Raw genomic sequence first — 15,592 nt, 5'->3', positions numbered from 1 at the left:
TAGTTCCTTAGCCTATGAGTACATAGATGTACTCATTCTGAAGTGGCTTTCGCCAATGTGGCGGGGCACTATTACTGCCTCACCACGATTACATCCTATGCCTGTGTTTTGCGGGTGTCAATACCAAAAAATAAATATTTAAATCAATATTTATTCAGCTGGTGGCACATAGCCTTGCGCCATATCTGCGCCGCCTTCAAAGAAGTATTTTTCAACCTGCTTCAATAGGTATTGGCGAGCACGGGGATCAGCCATATTGAGGCGGTTTTCATTAATCAACATGGTTTGTTGTTTTAACCAAGCGGCCCAAGCTTCTTTAGAAACTTGATTCCAAATCTTTTTGCCCAATTCACCAGGAAGTGGAGCGAAATCCATGCCTTCTGCTTCTTTATTGAGTTTGATGCATTGAACCATCCGTGCCATCTGTAATGCCTTTCTTATTAATCTCTTTTTTTGCTTATAGATCTTTAGTTAAAACCATGGACTTGCGATCCCAGTTATAAATTTGTTTTCTTTCTTCCGGCAAATCATCTACTGTTGCGCGTTTAAAGCCACGCTTAAGGAACCAATGCTCTGTTCTGGTAGTCAGCACAAATAATTTTTTGATGCCTTCTTGCTTGGCTCTCATTTCGATGCGCTTAAGTAGACGCTCGCCATCACCTGATCCCTGAACGTCAGGATCAACTGCAAGGCAGGCTAATTCACCAACACCATTTGGGAAAGGGAAGAGGGCGGCACAACCAAAGAGGACTCGGTCATGCTCAATGACGGAGAAGCGTTGAATATCACGCTCAATCACATCTTGTCCGCGGGCGGCCAAGATGCCTTCATCTTCTAAGGGCATAGTGAGTTGCAAAATGCCGCCTACATCATCTTGGTTGGCTTCACGCAGGTTCTCAATATCGGAAGAAGCTAGCATCATGCCAATACCATCGTGGGTAAAGAGCTCTTCCAATAGCGCTCCATCCTGATTGCAAGGAAGGAAGTGAACACGGCTTACACCGGCACGAATGGCTCTGCCAGCAATAGTGAGCAAGCCTTTCATGCCTAAGTCGATATCTTTATTCTGACCAATATATTCTTGCAGCTGAGGCATCGACAGCTCAGTAATGAAGTCACCTTCGCTATCCTTTAGACCATCGTAAGGGCTCAAGAAGATTAACTTATCTGCTTTGAGGGCGGCGGCAGTAGATGCAGCAACATCCTCATAGGCCAGATTAAATGCCTGACCTGTTGGTGAGAAGCCTAAGGGCGAAAGCAAAACAATTTTGTTGCTATCTAAGGACAGTCTAATAGAGCCGGAGTCCACTTTGCGCACTAGACCGGTATGAATGTAATCGGTGCCTTCAACAACGCCTACTGGCATCGCAGTAATAAAGTTACCGGAGATCACAGAAATACGAGAGCCTGCCATTGGGGTGTTCGGTAAACCACGGCTAAATGCCGCTTCAATATCAAGGCGTAATTCACCAGCAGCTTCTTTGACACACTCTAAGGCGGCAGCATCGGTAATGCGGTAGCTGTGCAATGCACTCTTACCAAACTTGCTCTTTATCTTGCGCAGCATGAGCTGTTCTTCAATTTGCGGACGAATACCATGAACCAAGACAATCCGCATGCCCATGGCATGCAACATTGCAATATCCTCAATGAGGTTCTCAAGACCAGTCTCTTGAACAAGTTCACCAGCAAAGGCAATGACAAAGGTCTTTTCGCGAAAGCTGTGAATGTAGGGCGCAACATCGCGCAACCACCCTACGAAGGGGAAGTTGGAGGTAGATTCTTCGGCGCTTGAGGCCTGGTTCGGTGCATTTGTCGGCATAGTGAGAAAATTATAGGGTGCAAGAGCCTATAAACCAACAAAAACCCAAATCAATCACGAAGCCTGTGCCTGCTTCCAACACCGGGCGTAGGCTGGAGATCCGCTTTCCGGAAGAATTGCCGGTCTCCGGTCAACGCCAACTCATCAAGGGTGCCTTGCAGAGCCATCAGGTTGTCATTGTGTGTGGTGAGACAGGCTCAGGTAAGACAACCCAGCTACCAAAGATTTGCTTAGATCTTGGTCGGGGGACCATTAATGGCGGCAAGCTGATTGGACATACTCAGCCAAGGCGGATCGCTGCCACAGCTACGGCCAAGAGGATTGCTCAAGAGTTGGGATCCCCCATTGGTCAGGATGTCGGCTATCAGGTGCGCTTTGCAGATAAGAATAGTCATACCGCATCCATTAAGTTGATGACTGACGGCATTTTGTTGGCGGAAACACAGCGTGATCCTCAGCTGAAGGCTTATGACACGCTCATCATTGACGAAGCCCATGAGCGCAGTTTGAATATTGATTTCTTGTTGGGCTACCTCAGGCAGCTGCTTCCTAAGCGACCCGACCTTAAGTTGATTATCACTTCTGCAACGATCGATGCCCAGCGCTTTGCTGAGCACTTTGCAATAAATGGCAAGGTAGCTCCAGTGATTGAAGTCAGTGGTAGGTTATTTCCGGTTGAGCAGCGTTATTCACCACTTGAGCCCGATGCCAAGCCTGATGGCAAAAAAGAATCCAAAACTGCTAAAGAAATCCCCGATGCAGTTACTGAAGAGATCACCAAAGTCTGGCGAGAGGGTGCCGGTGGCGCCGGAGATGTATTGGTTTTTCTGCCGGGTGAGCGCGAGATCCGAGACTGCGCAGAAGCATTGCGTAAGGATCATGTGCTGCAACAACGTTTTCATCCGGAGGTGTTGAGTTTATTTGCGCGTCAGTCTGTGGCTGAACAAGAGAGGGTCTTTTCCCCTGGAAACGGCCGCCGCATTATTTTGACAACTAACGTTGCTGAGACATCTTTAACGGTTCCCAATATTCGCTATGTGATAGATAGCGGATTGGCTAGAGTCAAACGCTACTCTTATCGTAATAAGGTAGAGCAGTTACAGATTGAGCCGATTTCACAAGCGGCTGCAAATCAAAGAGCAGGCCGTTGCGGCCGTGTATCAGATGGTATTTGCGTACGTTTGTATAGCGAACAAGACTATCTGGGGCGCCCAAAATTTACCGACCCCGAAATTCTTCGTAGCTCACTTGCGGCAGTATTGCTTAGGATGAGCTCGCTACGCTTATCTAAAATTCAGCACTTTCCCTTTATTGATAAACCATTAGGTAGAGCGATTGCCGATGGTGTGCAACTTCTAGATGAATTAGGAGCTATTGAGTTTGATGATGCCCAGACCGAAGATGCTAAGGACAGCAATCACAGTTTCAAATTAACCCATATTGGCAAGCAACTAGCTGACTTACCACTCGATCCACGCATTGGTAGGATGCTGCTCGCTGCCAAGGAGCATAACGCCTTAAGAGAGGTGACCATCATTGCCTCTGCTTTGGCTACGCAAGATCCGCGTGAGCGACCGATGGACCAAGGTGCGGCTGCAGACCAAGCCCATCTTCAATTTGCCGATGAGCGTTCTGAATTTTTAAGCTTTGTGAAGCTGTGGGATTGGTATCAAGATGCGCTTCAACACAAGCATAGCAATCGTCAATTAGAAAACCTATGCCGTAGTAAATTTTTATCGCCGCGGCGTTTGCGTGAGTGGCGTGATGTGCATGGACAACTTCACACGATGTTGGGTGAGAAGGGCTGGAAAGAAAATGCGCTTTCAGCGACGTACGAACAAGTACACCTCTCTTTGTTGACGGGTTTGCTGGGTTACGTTGCCAAAAAAGAAGAGGATGAGAAGTCTCAGGATCGCAATAGCAAAACAGGTGGCTACATCGGAGCACGTGGTATTCGTCCATTCATCTGGCCGGGCTCGACTATCGGCAAGAAGGCGGGCGCCTGGATTTTGGCCGGTGAGCTGCAAGAAACGAGTCGCATGTACGCCCGTACGATTGCCAAGATCGAGCCGCAGTGGGTGGAAAAGGTTGCTGCTCATCGCCTCATTAAATCCCTCAGTGAACCCTTCTGGGATAGCCGTCAGGGAGAGGTGCTGGCCTTTGAGCGTGGCACTTTATATGGATTACCGATTTATCACGGACGCCGAGTGCGTTATGAGCCCCATAATCCCGAGGATGCACGCGAACTATTTATTGGCCAAGCTTTAGTCCAAGAAGAAATGTTTGGGCGCATGGATACGCCAGCACTGCAGCGCGAGACTGAAGCGGATGCCAAGAAAAAATATCCTGGGACATTTGGTTTCTTTTGGCATAACCGCCGCCTCATCAAGGAAATCGAAGCGCTTGAGCACCGCTCACGTCGCCCAGATGTGTTGGTGGATGATGATTTACTCTTTGCCTTTTATGAGTCACGCATTCCTAAGGGAATCTGTAATCGGGAGGATCTCAGTGCGTATCTGAAGAAGACTCCTGATTTAGATTCGCAACTGCGTTTAGAAAAAGCGGATCTCATGCGCCATGAGGCCGCAGGTATCACGGTAGATCGCTATCCTAAGGTCATGAAGGTGGGTGGAGCAGAGCTCAATCTGACTTATCACTTCGAGCCTGGCAGCCCAAAGGACGGTGTGACACTGGTTGTGCCGCTAGCACAACTCAATCAAGTTGATGGCCGCCGTTGTGAATGGTTGGTGCCAGGCATGTGTGAAGAGAAAATCCTTCTGTTGCTAAAAACCTTGCCACAAAAACTCCGGCGCCATTGCGTGCCTTTACCGGATTACGCTAAATCGTATTTAGAGAGAAGACTCGATGCCAAGCAATTTGGTGTAGGTGATTTTCTGGATAGCTTGATTGATGACATACGTAAAGAGCGTGGCCTAGAAATTAAAAGAACGGACTTTAGACCAGAAGCTTTGCCACTCCATTCATCAATGAACTTTCGTTTAATTGATGAGCATGGACGTCAGTTGGAAGTAGAGCGTAACTTAGCGCGTTTACGCTCTGAGTATGGGCAGACGGCACGCGATGCATTTCAGGCGGTTGCTCAAGAAGTAGTTCAGGCAGAGTTGGGTATCGAGCCCAGCAGTAAAACAAGCGCTCATTCCGGCAAGGCAGATCCAGCAAGGCAGGTAGCGCAGGGTGGCTATCGCTCTTGGGAGTTTGGCGAGTTGCCGGAGACACTGGAAATACAAAAGGGTAATAAGACTTTATTTGGCTACCCCGCGCTGATCGATCGCGGAGACTTTTGTGATCTTGAGGTATTTGATGATTTGCTCGAGGCTCGCAAGCAACATGCCCAAGGATTACGTCGTCTATTTGCACTTGGGAATAAAGACACACTCAAGGCTTTGCAAAAACAATTACCAGGTGTGCGCGAACTTGGACTCTTATTTATTAATATCGGTTCAGTTGAAAACCTCATTGAGCAAATTCTCAATCTCTCGATCGAGCGAGCATTTATGACTGAGTCTTTACCTAATAATGCGGAGCAGTTTTCTGACAGACTGCAGGCAGGCAAACCTAGGCTTGCTTTGATTGCGCAAGAAATATCTCGTCATGCATTGGCCGCTTTACAGGCTTATGCGGACCTGCAGAAGAAGATGGCGCAAGCGAAAGCTGCTTCAGCAGCCGCTTATGCTGATATTCAGACCCAAGTCCAAGGTCTTATCTTCCCCAAGTTTGTTGCGGAGATTCCTTATGCGCAATTGGTGCACTTGCCGCGCTACCTCAAGGCCATCGCCATGCGAATCGATAAGATGCGATCGAATCCGCCCAGAGACGCACAATGCCAGAAAGACTGGGAGTCTGTAGCGAGACCCTGGCAAAAACTCATGCAAGGCAATAAGGGTTCGGCTTATGTCATGACAGAAGACCAGGCCCTGCTGGATTTCAGGTGGCAATTAGAGGAGTTAAGGGTGGCTCTTTACGCGCAAGAGCTCAAAACGCCAACCCCAATGTCTCTAAAGCGCCTGGAAAAAGTTTTAGCGAGCTTGCGCTAGGTCAAATCCACCAATATTTAGGGGTCTTTTAAGCCCCTGCATTGCTTACAATAGGGGTATGTATAAATTCACCCTCTTTAGAAGCATTCGCATTATTGCGGTATCGGCTTTATTGACCTCTTTTCCAAGCTCTTTCCTACTTGCCCAAACTGCCCCAAATGCTAGCGCTCCTCTGGGGGTGTCTCAGCCACCTGGCGCAACAAACACACAACCTAAATTGGCCGTGATTCTGAATTCAGGCTCTGCATCAGTAAGTCTGATTGACATGACCACCCGTCAAGTGGTGAAAACTTTTCCAGTCGGAAAAGAGCCACATCACCTCATGATGACCCCAGATCAGAAAACCTTATTGGTAGCCAATGCTGCTGGTAATGATGTTGTGTTGATGAATCCCATCACCGGTGAAATCACAGGGCACTTGCCGAACATCATTGATCCTTATCAGATCGGATATTCACCGAATCGCAAATGGTTTGTAGTGAATGGCAATCGCTTAAACCGCGTCGACATTTATGCTGCGAATGGTGCAGACCTTAAATTGGCTAAGACTATTAAATTAGCTAAAACACCAAGTCACATTGCATTTACTGCAGATAGCAAAATCGCTTTCATTACTTTGCAAGACTCTAGTCAGCTCGCTGCAATTGATTTAGAAACCCAAACAGTGCTTTGGACTATGCCCACTGGTAAAGTTCCCGCAGGCTTATGGATGACTCCTGGCGATCAATATCTCTTGGTCGGTATTACTGGCGAAGACAATGTGCAGGTCATCGACTGGAAAAATCGTAAAGAAGTAAAACGTATTCCAACGGGTAAGGGTGCCCATAATTTCCGCCCCTTGGGTGATAAGCGTCACGTCTTTGTGAGCAACCGCATCGCCCCCTCTATTAGTTTGATTGATATGCAAACCTTAGAGAAGACAGGCGATATCACGGGTCTGCCCTCTGGTCCGGATGATATGGAGATTACGCCTGACGGCAAAATAATGTGGGTCACTTTCCGCTTTGCTAAGAAGGTGGGCATCATCGACATTCCCTCAATGAAATTGGTAGATGTCATTCCGGTGGGCAAGTCTCCTCATGGCGTCTTCTTCTATCCAAGGGCTGCTTGGGAGTAATAGGATGAAGCGCCATCAAATCGCTCTATTAGCAGCCGCGCTTATGCTCGGCTGTTTTTCATTTGGCAGTATTGCGCAGATAGCCAGTTGTAATAAGACGGTCTATTTGACTTTTGATACTGGCAATATGTCTGTTGCTCAGAAGGTTGCAGAAATTTTGAAGCGCCAGGATGTTAAGGCCACATTCTTTTTGGCAAATGAAAAAACCTTTCGCGGTGATTACGCATTAGATGAGTCTTGGAAACCGTTTTGGCAGGAGCTCGCTAAAGAAGGGCATCATTTTGGTAGCCATACCTATGATCACGACTACTTCGTCAAAGATGGGCCTAAAGGCCAAGTCTTCGAAAAGCCTCAATTTGGTCCAAAGGCTGGAGAGACTGTTCTGTACAGCGAGGCGACGATGTGCAAACAGATTCGCCGCGTTGATCAACGCTTCCAAGAAATGACTAAGCAGCCATTGCAAAAAATCTGGCGTGCTCCTGGTGGGAAAACCTCACCGACACTCATTCGGATGGGGGATATGTGTGGCTATCAACATATTGGTTGGGCACATGCTGGATTCCTAGGGGATGAGCTGAACTCTGATAAACATCCCAACAGTGTGTTGCTAGAGAGGGCAAGTCGAGACATGAGAGATGGCGACATCACCATGGCTCATTTGGGTATTTGGTCCAGAAAGGACCCATGGGCGCCAGCAGTGCTGGAGCAGTTAATTGTGAACTTAAAGCAGCGTGGATTTTGCTTTGGCTTGATACCCAAAGAACTCAAAGAATCGATGCCGCCCAAAAAATTGGTAGATCAGTCAAAATAAAGCATGAATTTTGCAGCCATCCCCTCTGAAATATCAAATGCCTATGGCGTAGCCCAGGAATGGGTCTTCTCCAATATCGTGGGACCCATTTTGTATCAGTTGGACTTGATGTCTTGGGCAGAGGATGTGTTTGATGGGGTGGATTGGTTTTTATTTGGCTGTATTCAAATATTGCTGATCGTAGTAGTGCTCAGAACTTGGGAGCGCTTGGCTCCAGCAGAAGTACAAGAGCGCTTTGCGTCATCAACCAAGGCGGATCTCTTCTATACCTTGTTTCATCGTTTGGGAATTTTTCACGGTCTGGTATTTATTGCTTTATCAGGCTTCTTCTTTGAAATAGATTCTGTCTTGCATGATTTTCGATTTGATCGTTTCAATGTTGAAAATTGGTGGCCAGGAATCACATCAATTCCAGTAGTGAGTTTCTTGCTCTACCTTGTATTGCTTGATTTTGTGGATTACTGTTATCACCGTGCATCACATGCCTTTAATTGGTGGTGGCAGTTGCATGCCTTACATCATAGTCAAACGGTGATGACTGCATGGTCTGATAATCGCAATCATTTTTTAGATGACATCATGCGTGCAGTAGTAATGGCATTCTTTGCGCTTCTATTCGGCGTTTCTCCAGGTCAATTTATTGCGCTAGTTGCTTTGAGTCAATTTATTCAAAGTTGGCAGCACGCCAATATCAAAGTCCATCTGGGTGCAGCACGCTATTTCTTGATATCGCCGATGTATCACCGTATGCATCATGCTGTAGGTTATGGGCACGAGGCTATTGGAAAGCCTGGGGTATTGGGTGGATGTAATTTTGGTATTTTATTTCCATGGTGGGATATGGCATTAAAGACTGCTATCTTCCCAAAGGTGGCTTATCCCACAGGGGTGAGAAACTTAACCGTTTCTCAAAATGTGGTCATGCAGCAGTGGCAAGGCTTGGTTCACGCCTTTAAAGAATTATTGCCAAAGTAACCATGCCAATGTGCATGTCATAGGGGTTATATGGTTGGAGTACAGCAAGTATTTAAATCGTTTGGGCTTGCACTCGTGGGAACGATGCATCCTCGAATGCTGTGGTTAAGCTTGCGCCCTTTTTTGATTGTCTCTGTCTTGTGGGGCTGCCTCATTTGGCTAACCTGGACACCAGCTCTAGAGGCGTTAAGTGTTTTCCTGACAACTTCGATGTTTACCAGCTGGATTCAAGAGGGTCTTATTTGGGCTGGCTTTGAAAATGCACGAGCATGGATTGCACCGTTATTTTTTGTGATGCTCATCATTCCTTTAATCACAATTAGCCTTTTGGTATTCATTGCCTTCTCAACGGTGCCTGCCATTGTGAATATCGTGATTAAGCAAGCTAGTTATCGCGATTTGGAATGTAAGCGGGGCGGTGGCTTCTTTGGTGGCCTGGTATACACGCTGTGGTCTGCATTGATTTGCTTGGTATTAGTGATGTTGACGCTCCCCGTGTGGTGGGTGCCTCCACTTGTGGCCGTGTTGCCCCCTTTGCTTTGGGGATGGCTCACGATGCGCTTGATGTCTTATGACGTATTGGCTAAACACGCGAGTACAGAAGAGCGTGATCTCTTATTAGATAAATACCGTTGGGCATTGCTCACTATGGGTATTGTCTCGGGCATGCTCGGCGCAGTTCCGACCTTCTTCTGGGCCACTTCGGCACTTGCATTGGTGTTATTTCCTATTGTGAGTTTTGTTGCCCTTTGGGTTTACTCTCTCATCTTTGTTTTTGCCGCTCTCTGGTTTAGCCATTTTTTATTGGATGCTTTACAAACACTGAGGCAAGAGGAATTAGAAAAATCATTAACAGTTGAATCACGCATAGTAGATCCGGAGCTTCCCTATCATGGTTGATGTAATCAAAAAAGTAGCAGTAGATGTACCAGCAAAAGATTCGGTGACAAGGCGATTTGGTTTGATTGTGATTGGTGACGAGATCCTGTCTGGTCGCCGTCAAGATAAACATATGAGTAAGCTCATTGAGCTCTTGAATGAGCGTGGTTTGAGCCTTACATGGGCGAAATATGTTGCTGATGATCCTGAGCAAATTACTGCCACCTTAAAAGATAGTTTTGCTAGCGGCGATATCGTATTTAGTACTGGCGGGATTGGCGCAACTCCTGACGATCACACACGTCAATGTGCTGCGCTTGCATTAGGTACAAAAACAGAGCTACATCCGACTGCACAAGAGCTGATTGCCGGACGCATTCAGTCGATGGCCGAGGGTGATCCGATTAAAGCAGATTTGAATACACCGGAAAATCAGCATCGCTTCAAGATGGGTGAGTTTCCGCTTGGCAGTGAAATTATTCCCAATCCATACAACCAAATCCCAGGTTTTCGAATTAAAGAGCATCACTTTCTTCCTGGCTTTCCAGTGATGGCTGCACCCATGATGGCTTGGTGCTTAGATACGCACTACCAAGATCTCTTCCATCAGGAAAACTGGGCAGAGCAAAGCTTTATCGTGCCAAAGGGTATTGAGTCCACTTTGACCCCTTTAATGGAGCGTATAGAGGCCAATTTCCCTGGGGTGAAGGTCTTTAGTCTCCCGTCCGTCGGCGATGCCAGCAGGGGAGGCGTTTATGCCGAGAGGCATATTGAATTAGGCATCAAAGGCAATGCAAATTTGCTAGAAAGTGCTTGGATTGCCCTCAGAACGGGCACTCAAGAACTTGGTTACGAGATCCACGACATCACCTAGCTCAATATTGCACTAAATGAGTGCAAAATACCAATTATTAGGTGATAAAAGGGGTAATTGAGCACTCAATTAGTGCAATAATGACTATTCCCCGTTGTTTGCTTCAGTAAATTACATACATCCATTGGGCAGGTTTGATGCCTGGAATGAACAAGGGTGTATGCCTTGATATTGAATTCCGAGTTTAGTTAATAGAGGAGATTTGCATGACGAAGACCGTCGCTGATGTAATGAAGTTAGTTAAAGAGAAAGAATGTACTTTCGTTGATTTCCGCTTTGTAGATACAAAGGGTAAAGAGCAGCACACGACAGTTCCTATTTCTGCTTTTGACGAAGACAAATTTGAGAGCGGTCATGCATTTGACGGTTCATCTATTGCTGGTTGGAAGGGTATTGAAGCTTCTGACATGTTGCTCAAACCAGATCCAACAGCGGCTTACATCGATCCATTCTATGAAGAGCCAACTTTGGTGTTGACATGTGATGTGATCGAGCCAGCAGACGGAAAAGGTTACGACCGCGATCCACGTTCCATTGCAAAACGCGCTGAAGCGTATTTGAAGAGCACTGGTTTAGGCGATGCTGCGTACTTTGGTCCAGAGCCAGAATTCTTCATTTTTGATGGCGTTCGTTGGGGTGCTGACATGCAGGGTTGCTTCGTGAAGATTGATTCCGAAGAAGCTCCATGGTCATCTGGCGCGGAAATCGAAGGCGGTAACACTGGCCACCGTCCAGGTAAAAAAGGCGGTTATTTCCCAGTTGCTCCAGTAGATACATTCCAGGATATGCGTTCTGAAATGTGTTTGATCCTTGAATCATTGGGCATTCCAGTTGAAGTTCATCACCATGAAGTTGCTGGTCAAGGCCAAAACGAACTGGGTACTAAGTTCAGCACATTGGTACAGCGCGCTGACTGGACTATCTGGCAAAAATACGTTATTCAAAACGTTGCCCATGCTTATGGCAAGACAGCAACCTTTATGCCTAAGCCAGTAGTTGGCGACAATGGTTCTGGTATGCACGTTCACCAATCCGTTTGGAAGAACGGCGAGAACTTGTTTGCTGGCAATGGCTACGCAGGTTTGTCTGAGTTCGCACTCTTTTACATTGGCGGCATCATTAAGCACGCTAAGGCATTGAACGCGATTACTAACCCAGGTACAAACTCATACAAGCGTTTGGTTCCAGGTTTTGAGGCTCCAGTGAAGTTGGCTTACTCAGCACGTAACCGTTCTGCTTCTATCCGTATTCCTCACGTTCCAAGTCCTAAGGGTCGTCGTATTGAAACTCGTTTCCCAGATCCATTGGCTAACCCATACTTGGCATTCTCTGCCTTATTGATGGCTGGTTTGGATGGCGTACAGAACAAGATTCACCCTGGCGATGCTGCTGACAAGAATTTGTATGACTTGCCACCAGAAGAAGATGCAAAGATCCCAACTGTTTGCGCAAGCTTGGAAGAGGCATTGGATGCATTGAAGAAAGATCACGAGTTCTTGACTCGCGGTGGAGTATTCACTGAGTCCATGATTGATGCATATGTCAATTTGAAGATGGAAGATGTCACACGTTTCCGTATGACAACTCATCCGATCGAATTTGATATGTACTACTCCCTGTAAGCGAAGGAGAGAACTTGAGCGCAGGTTTGTTGCGCAATTCGTTCAAGGGAGCAGCTTCGGCTGCTCCTTTTTTTCCGACATTGCTCGATCAGATGCCCAATGCCATTGTGGTTTTTGAGGCGGAAAGTCAACAATTGGTTTATGTGAATCCTGCTGCTGAGTCAGCGCTTGATCTCTCACGTAAATCACTTGAAGGCCAATCTGTGCATGATTTATTTGGTGACAATGAGGCCTTAAACAGCATGATTGCTGAAGTAAAGCTCGGTCACGTGATGGCAAACCGCCAAGAAATGGTTCTGCATTCTTTGCCGGGCAGTATTCATCAAGATAGTATTCCGGCTCATGTGGTGGTAGCTGCATTAGAGGATCCCGCATTAATCATGATGGAATGGTTTCCAATTGATCAGCAGTTGCGTAGTGAGCGTGATGAGCGTGTAACACAACAAGTGGAAGCAAATAAGCAATTGATGCGCAATCTAGCGCATGAGATTAAAAATCCATTGGGTGGTATTCGAGGGGCAGCTCAGTTGCTGGAGTTTGAGTTGCCTGAAAAAGGCTTGCGTGAATATACACAAGTCATTATTAAAGAATCCGATCGCTTACAGACCTTAGTGGATCGCCTATTGGCACCCCATCGCAAGGCTCATGTGATTGAATCCTTCAATGTACATGAGGCACTAGAGCGTGTTCGTAGTTTGGTGTTGGCGGAGTTTCCCAAGGGCCTACGCATCATTCGGAACTATGACACTAGCTTGCCAGATGTCTTGGGTGATCGTGAGCAACTGATTCAAGCGGTACTTAATATTGTGCATAACGCTGCCCAGGCTCTTTCTGAAGAGATTAGTCAGGGCGTTGCGCAAATTGAATTAAAGACGAGGGTGGCGCGTTCTGTCACGATTGCAAAACATCGCTACAAATTAGCAATGGATTTGCATGTCATTGATAACGGCCCTGGAATTCCTAAAGAAATTATTGAGCGCATTTTCTTTCCGCTAGTTTCTGGGCGAGAAGGGGGTAGCGGCTTAGGCCTTACTTTGGCACAAACCTTTGTTCAACAACATCAGGGCTTTATTGCTTGTGATAGTCGCCCTGGACGTACCGATTTCCACATTCAAATTCCATACCGTAGGCAGGAGAAAGCATCATGAAACCAATTTGGATCGTCGACGATGACCAATCTATTCGTTGGGTTTTAGAAAAAGCCTTAGCGCGAGAGAATATTCCCCATAAGAGTTTCTCCAATCCAAATGATGTGCTTAACGCGCTGGAAAAAGATACTCCACAGGTTTTAATTTCAGATATCCGTATGCCGCGTGGCAATGGCTTGGATCTTTTGCAGCATGTCAAAGCAAGTCATCCTAATTTGCCCGTTATCATCATGACAGCGTATTCGGATTTGGATTCTGCGGTGTCATCGTTCCAAGGCGGTGCTTTTGAATACCTTACAAAACCATTTGATGTAGAAAAAGCGGTGGAGTTAATTCATCGTGCGGTAGAACAGGGTATCCGAAGTGAATCAGGCGCTAAAGAATTTGCTGGTTTGAGACAGGACTCCGCTGAGATCATTGGTCAAGCCCCTGCTATGCAAGAGATTTTCCGAGCCATTGGTCGTCTGGCTCAATCTCATGCAACCGTGCTCATTACTGGTGAGTCTGGTGCAGGTAAAGAGTTGGTAGCGCATGCACTGCATAAGCATAGTCCTCGAGCTAAGGGGCCATTCATCTCGCTGAGCACTTCCGCAGTACCTAAAGATTTACTGGAATCAGAGCTCTTCGGTCATGAGCGTGGTGCTTTCCCTGGGGCTCAGACATTACGTCGTGGACGTTTTGAGCAAGCGGATGGGGGCACGCTCTTTCTGGGTGAGATTGGTGACTTACCATTTGATTTACAAACCAGACTCTTGCGCGTACTGACAGACGGGCACTTCTACCGTATTGGTGGGCAGGATCCAATCAAGGCTAATGTTCGCATCATTGCCTCTACTCATCAAAATCTAGAGCAACGTGTTGTCGCAGGCTTGTTCCGCGAAGACTTAATGCATCGTCTTAATGTGATTCGTTTGCGCATGCCAGCTTTGCGCGAGCGTAGTGAAGATATTCCAATCTTGGCAAAGCATTTCATGCTTACTTGTGCCAAGTCTTTAAATGTAGAACCCAAAAAACTCTCCGATGAAGTGCTCAAGGAGATGAGTAACATGCCTTTCCCAGGTAATGTACGTCAACTTGAGAACCTCTGTCATTGGTTAACCGTGATGACTCCTGCCAATGTAATCGGTGTGAGTGATCTGCCGGCCGATATTGTGTCGGAGGCTACGGACCAGTTAGTGGTTTTACAGGGTGAGTCTTCACCAAGCAATCCGGTGGCTACAAAATCTGTTTCAGGTGATTGGGAAAGTGGTCTTGGTCGTTTAGCAGTCAAAATGCTGCAGGACGGTGACAAAGAAGTCTACGATGCGCTATGCTCACGTTTTGAGAAAGCTGTATTGCAGGCTGCGTTGGAGGTTACACGTGGCCGCCGAGTTGAGGCTGCTCAGCGTCTGGGTATTGGCCGCAATACGATTACAAGAAAACTGCAGGAACTGGGGATAGATGACTGATTCAATTCGAATTGCGGCGTGGAATGTGAATTCCTTAAAAGTTCGCCTTCCACACGTACTTCGTTGGTTGCAAGATCAGGAAAAAAAGAAAGAGCCGATTGATGGGCTTTGCTTGCAAGAGCTTAAGCTTACGGATGATAAGTACCCCCATTCAGAATTAGAGGCAGCTGGCTACCTTAGCCTTGCTGCAGGGCAAAAGACCTATAACGGTGTCGCCATCATTGTGCGTAAGGCTGCATTAGCCTCGATTGCCTCAGATGCTGCTACCACTTTCTTAAAACCCATCAGAAACATACCGAACTACCAAGATGAGCAGCAGCGCATTCTGGCTGCAACGATTCCTTTCGCTGGTATGCAGCCAGTACGACTGGTATCAGCCTACTTCCCTAATGGGCAGTCACCTGATAGCGATAAGTTTGCTTACAAGCTCAATTGGCTCAACTCACTACAAACTTGGCTAGCAAGCGAACTGGAGCAAAACCAACGCTTGGCCCTATTGGGTGATTTCAATATCGCTCCTGAAGATCAAGATGTCCACGATCCTAAGGCATGGGAAGGGCAGAATTTAGTCTCCCCACCAGAGCGCAATGCCTTTCAGGAGCTCATTAACCTTGGCTTCTCTGATTCCTTCAGAATGTTTGAGCAAGCACCCAAAACCTATAGCTGGTGGGACTATCGCATGATGGGCTTCAGAAGAAATGCAGGCATGCGTATTGATCACATCTTGCTTAGTGAAGCCCTCAAAGAAAAATGTAGCGCTAGCGTAGTGGATAAAGAGCCAAGAGCCTGGGAGCAGCCGTCTGATCATGCTCCAGTAATTGCCACCATCAAAAAAGCTTAG

Annotated in this window: 12 protein-coding genes; 10 read left to right on the top strand and 2 right to left on the bottom strand. The window is 46.9% G+C overall.

Going from position 1 to position 15,592, the window contains the following annotated elements; genetic code table 11:
- Positions 1 to 150: 150 nt before the first annotated feature.
- Positions 151 to 423: an oxidative damage protection protein gene (locus tag FD961_RS05745; RefSeq protein WP_062308940.1), complete on the bottom strand. Its 273-nt coding sequence runs from the start codon at positions 421 to 423 to the stop codon at positions 151 to 153.
- A 34-nt stretch (positions 424 to 457) separates the two neighbouring features.
- The gene (gene argA / locus FD961_RS05740) at positions 458 to 1,822 is read right to left on the bottom strand and encodes an amino-acid N-acetyltransferase (RefSeq protein ID WP_071465523.1); all 1,365 of its coding nucleotides are present in this window, start codon (positions 1,820 to 1,822) and stop codon (positions 458 to 460) included.
- Positions 1,823 to 1,887: 65 nt separating this feature from the next.
- Here argA and hrpA point away from each other — a divergent pair, with 65 nt between their 5' ends.
- The 10 genes from hrpA to xth all read left to right on the top strand — a co-directional run bounded on the left by hrpA (position 1,888) and on the right by xth (position 15,592).
- On the top strand, positions 1,888 to 5,877 hold the full coding sequence (gene hrpA, locus FD961_RS05735) for an ATP-dependent RNA helicase HrpA (RefSeq protein WP_215393041.1): 3,990 nt from the start codon (positions 1,888 to 1,890) through the stop codon (positions 5,875 to 5,877).
- Positions 5,878 to 5,935: 58 nt separating this feature from the next.
- Entirely contained in the window at positions 5,936 to 6,994 is a 1,059-nt protein-coding gene (locus FD961_RS05730) for a cytochrome D1 domain-containing protein (RefSeq protein ID WP_215393040.1), read from the top strand.
- Positions 6,995 to 6,998: 4 nt separating this feature from the next.
- Positions 6,999 to 7,805 (top strand): polysaccharide deacetylase family protein, encoded by an 807-nt coding sequence (locus FD961_RS05725; RefSeq protein WP_215393039.1) that lies wholly within the window; start codon positions 6,999 to 7,001, stop codon positions 7,803 to 7,805.
- A 3-nt stretch (positions 7,806 to 7,808) separates the two neighbouring features.
- Positions 7,809 to 8,780, top strand: a complete 972-nt coding sequence (locus tag FD961_RS05720; RefSeq protein WP_215393038.1) for a sterol desaturase family protein — start codon at positions 7,809 to 7,811, stop codon at positions 8,778 to 8,780.
- 30 nt (positions 8,781 to 8,810) lie between these two features.
- Positions 8,811 to 9,680 (top strand): EI24 domain-containing protein, encoded by an 870-nt coding sequence (locus FD961_RS05715; protein WP_215393037.1) that lies wholly within the window; start codon positions 8,811 to 8,813, stop codon positions 9,678 to 9,680.
- The gene (locus FD961_RS05710) at positions 9,673 to 10,533 is read left to right on the top strand and encodes a molybdopterin-binding protein (protein ID WP_256438049.1); all 861 of its coding nucleotides are present in this window, start codon (positions 9,673 to 9,675) and stop codon (positions 10,531 to 10,533) included. Before FD961_RS05715 ends, FD961_RS05710 begins: the two co-directional genes overlap by 8 nt.
- Before the next feature lie 206 nt (positions 10,534 to 10,739).
- Positions 10,740 to 12,155 (top strand): type I glutamate--ammonia ligase, encoded by a 1,416-nt coding sequence (gene glnA / locus FD961_RS05705; RefSeq protein ID WP_215393036.1) that lies wholly within the window; start codon positions 10,740 to 10,742, stop codon positions 12,153 to 12,155.
- A 26-nt stretch (positions 12,156 to 12,181) separates the two neighbouring features.
- Positions 12,182 to 13,303 (top strand): nitrogen regulation protein NR(II), encoded by a 1,122-nt coding sequence (gene glnL / locus FD961_RS05700; RefSeq protein WP_371817168.1) that lies wholly within the window; start codon positions 12,182 to 12,184, stop codon positions 13,301 to 13,303.
- Positions 13,300 to 14,751, top strand: a complete 1,452-nt coding sequence (ntrC, locus tag FD961_RS05695; RefSeq protein ID WP_215393034.1) for a nitrogen regulation protein NR(I) — start codon at positions 13,300 to 13,302, stop codon at positions 14,749 to 14,751. Before glnL ends, ntrC begins: the two co-directional genes overlap by 4 nt.
- Positions 14,744 to 15,592 (top strand): exodeoxyribonuclease III, encoded by an 849-nt coding sequence (gene xth / locus FD961_RS05690; RefSeq protein ID WP_215393033.1) that lies wholly within the window; start codon positions 14,744 to 14,746, stop codon positions 15,590 to 15,592. The genes ntrC and xth overlap by 8 nt, the downstream gene beginning before the upstream one ends.

Origin of the sequence: Polynucleobacter sp. TSB-Sco08W16, assembly GCF_018687455.1 — a bacterium.
In the GTDB taxonomy this organism is placed as follows: domain Bacteria; phylum Pseudomonadota; class Gammaproteobacteria; order Burkholderiales; family Burkholderiaceae; genus Polynucleobacter.
The sequence above is the reverse complement of the archived record's forward strand: the minus strand, read 5'-3'. Positions and strand labels throughout refer to the sequence as shown.

Bases quoted from the DNA above. Each gene is read 5' to 3' on its own strand.
- FD961_RS05745 (WP_062308940.1), bottom strand. From the start codon at position 423: ATGGCACGGATGGTTCAATGCATCAAACTCAATAAAGAAGCAGAAGGC.
- xth (WP_215393033.1), top strand. From the start codon at position 14,744: ATGACTGATTCAATTCGAATTGCGGCGTGGAATGTGAATTCCTTAAAA.
- FD961_RS05715 (WP_215393037.1), top strand. From the start codon at position 8,811: ATGGTTGGAGTACAGCAAGTATTTAAATCGTTTGGGCTTGCACTCGTG.
- glnA (WP_215393036.1), top strand. From the start codon at position 10,740: ATGACGAAGACCGTCGCTGATGTAATGAAGTTAGTTAAAGAGAAAGAA.
- FD961_RS05730 (WP_215393040.1), top strand. From the start codon at position 5,936: ATGTATAAATTCACCCTCTTTAGAAGCATTCGCATTATTGCGGTATCG.
- FD961_RS05720 (WP_215393038.1), top strand. From the start codon at position 7,809: ATGAATTTTGCAGCCATCCCCTCTGAAATATCAAATGCCTATGGCGTA.
- FD961_RS05710 (WP_256438049.1), top strand. From the start codon at position 9,673: ATGGTTGATGTAATCAAAAAAGTAGCAGTAGATGTACCAGCAAAAGAT.
- ntrC (WP_215393034.1), top strand. From the start codon at position 13,300: ATGAAACCAATTTGGATCGTCGACGATGACCAATCTATTCGTTGGGTT.
- argA (WP_071465523.1), bottom strand. From the start codon at position 1,822: ATGCCGACAAATGCACCGAACCAGGCCTCAAGCGCCGAAGAATCTACC.
- FD961_RS05725 (WP_215393039.1), top strand. From the start codon at position 6,999: ATGAAGCGCCATCAAATCGCTCTATTAGCAGCCGCGCTTATGCTCGGC.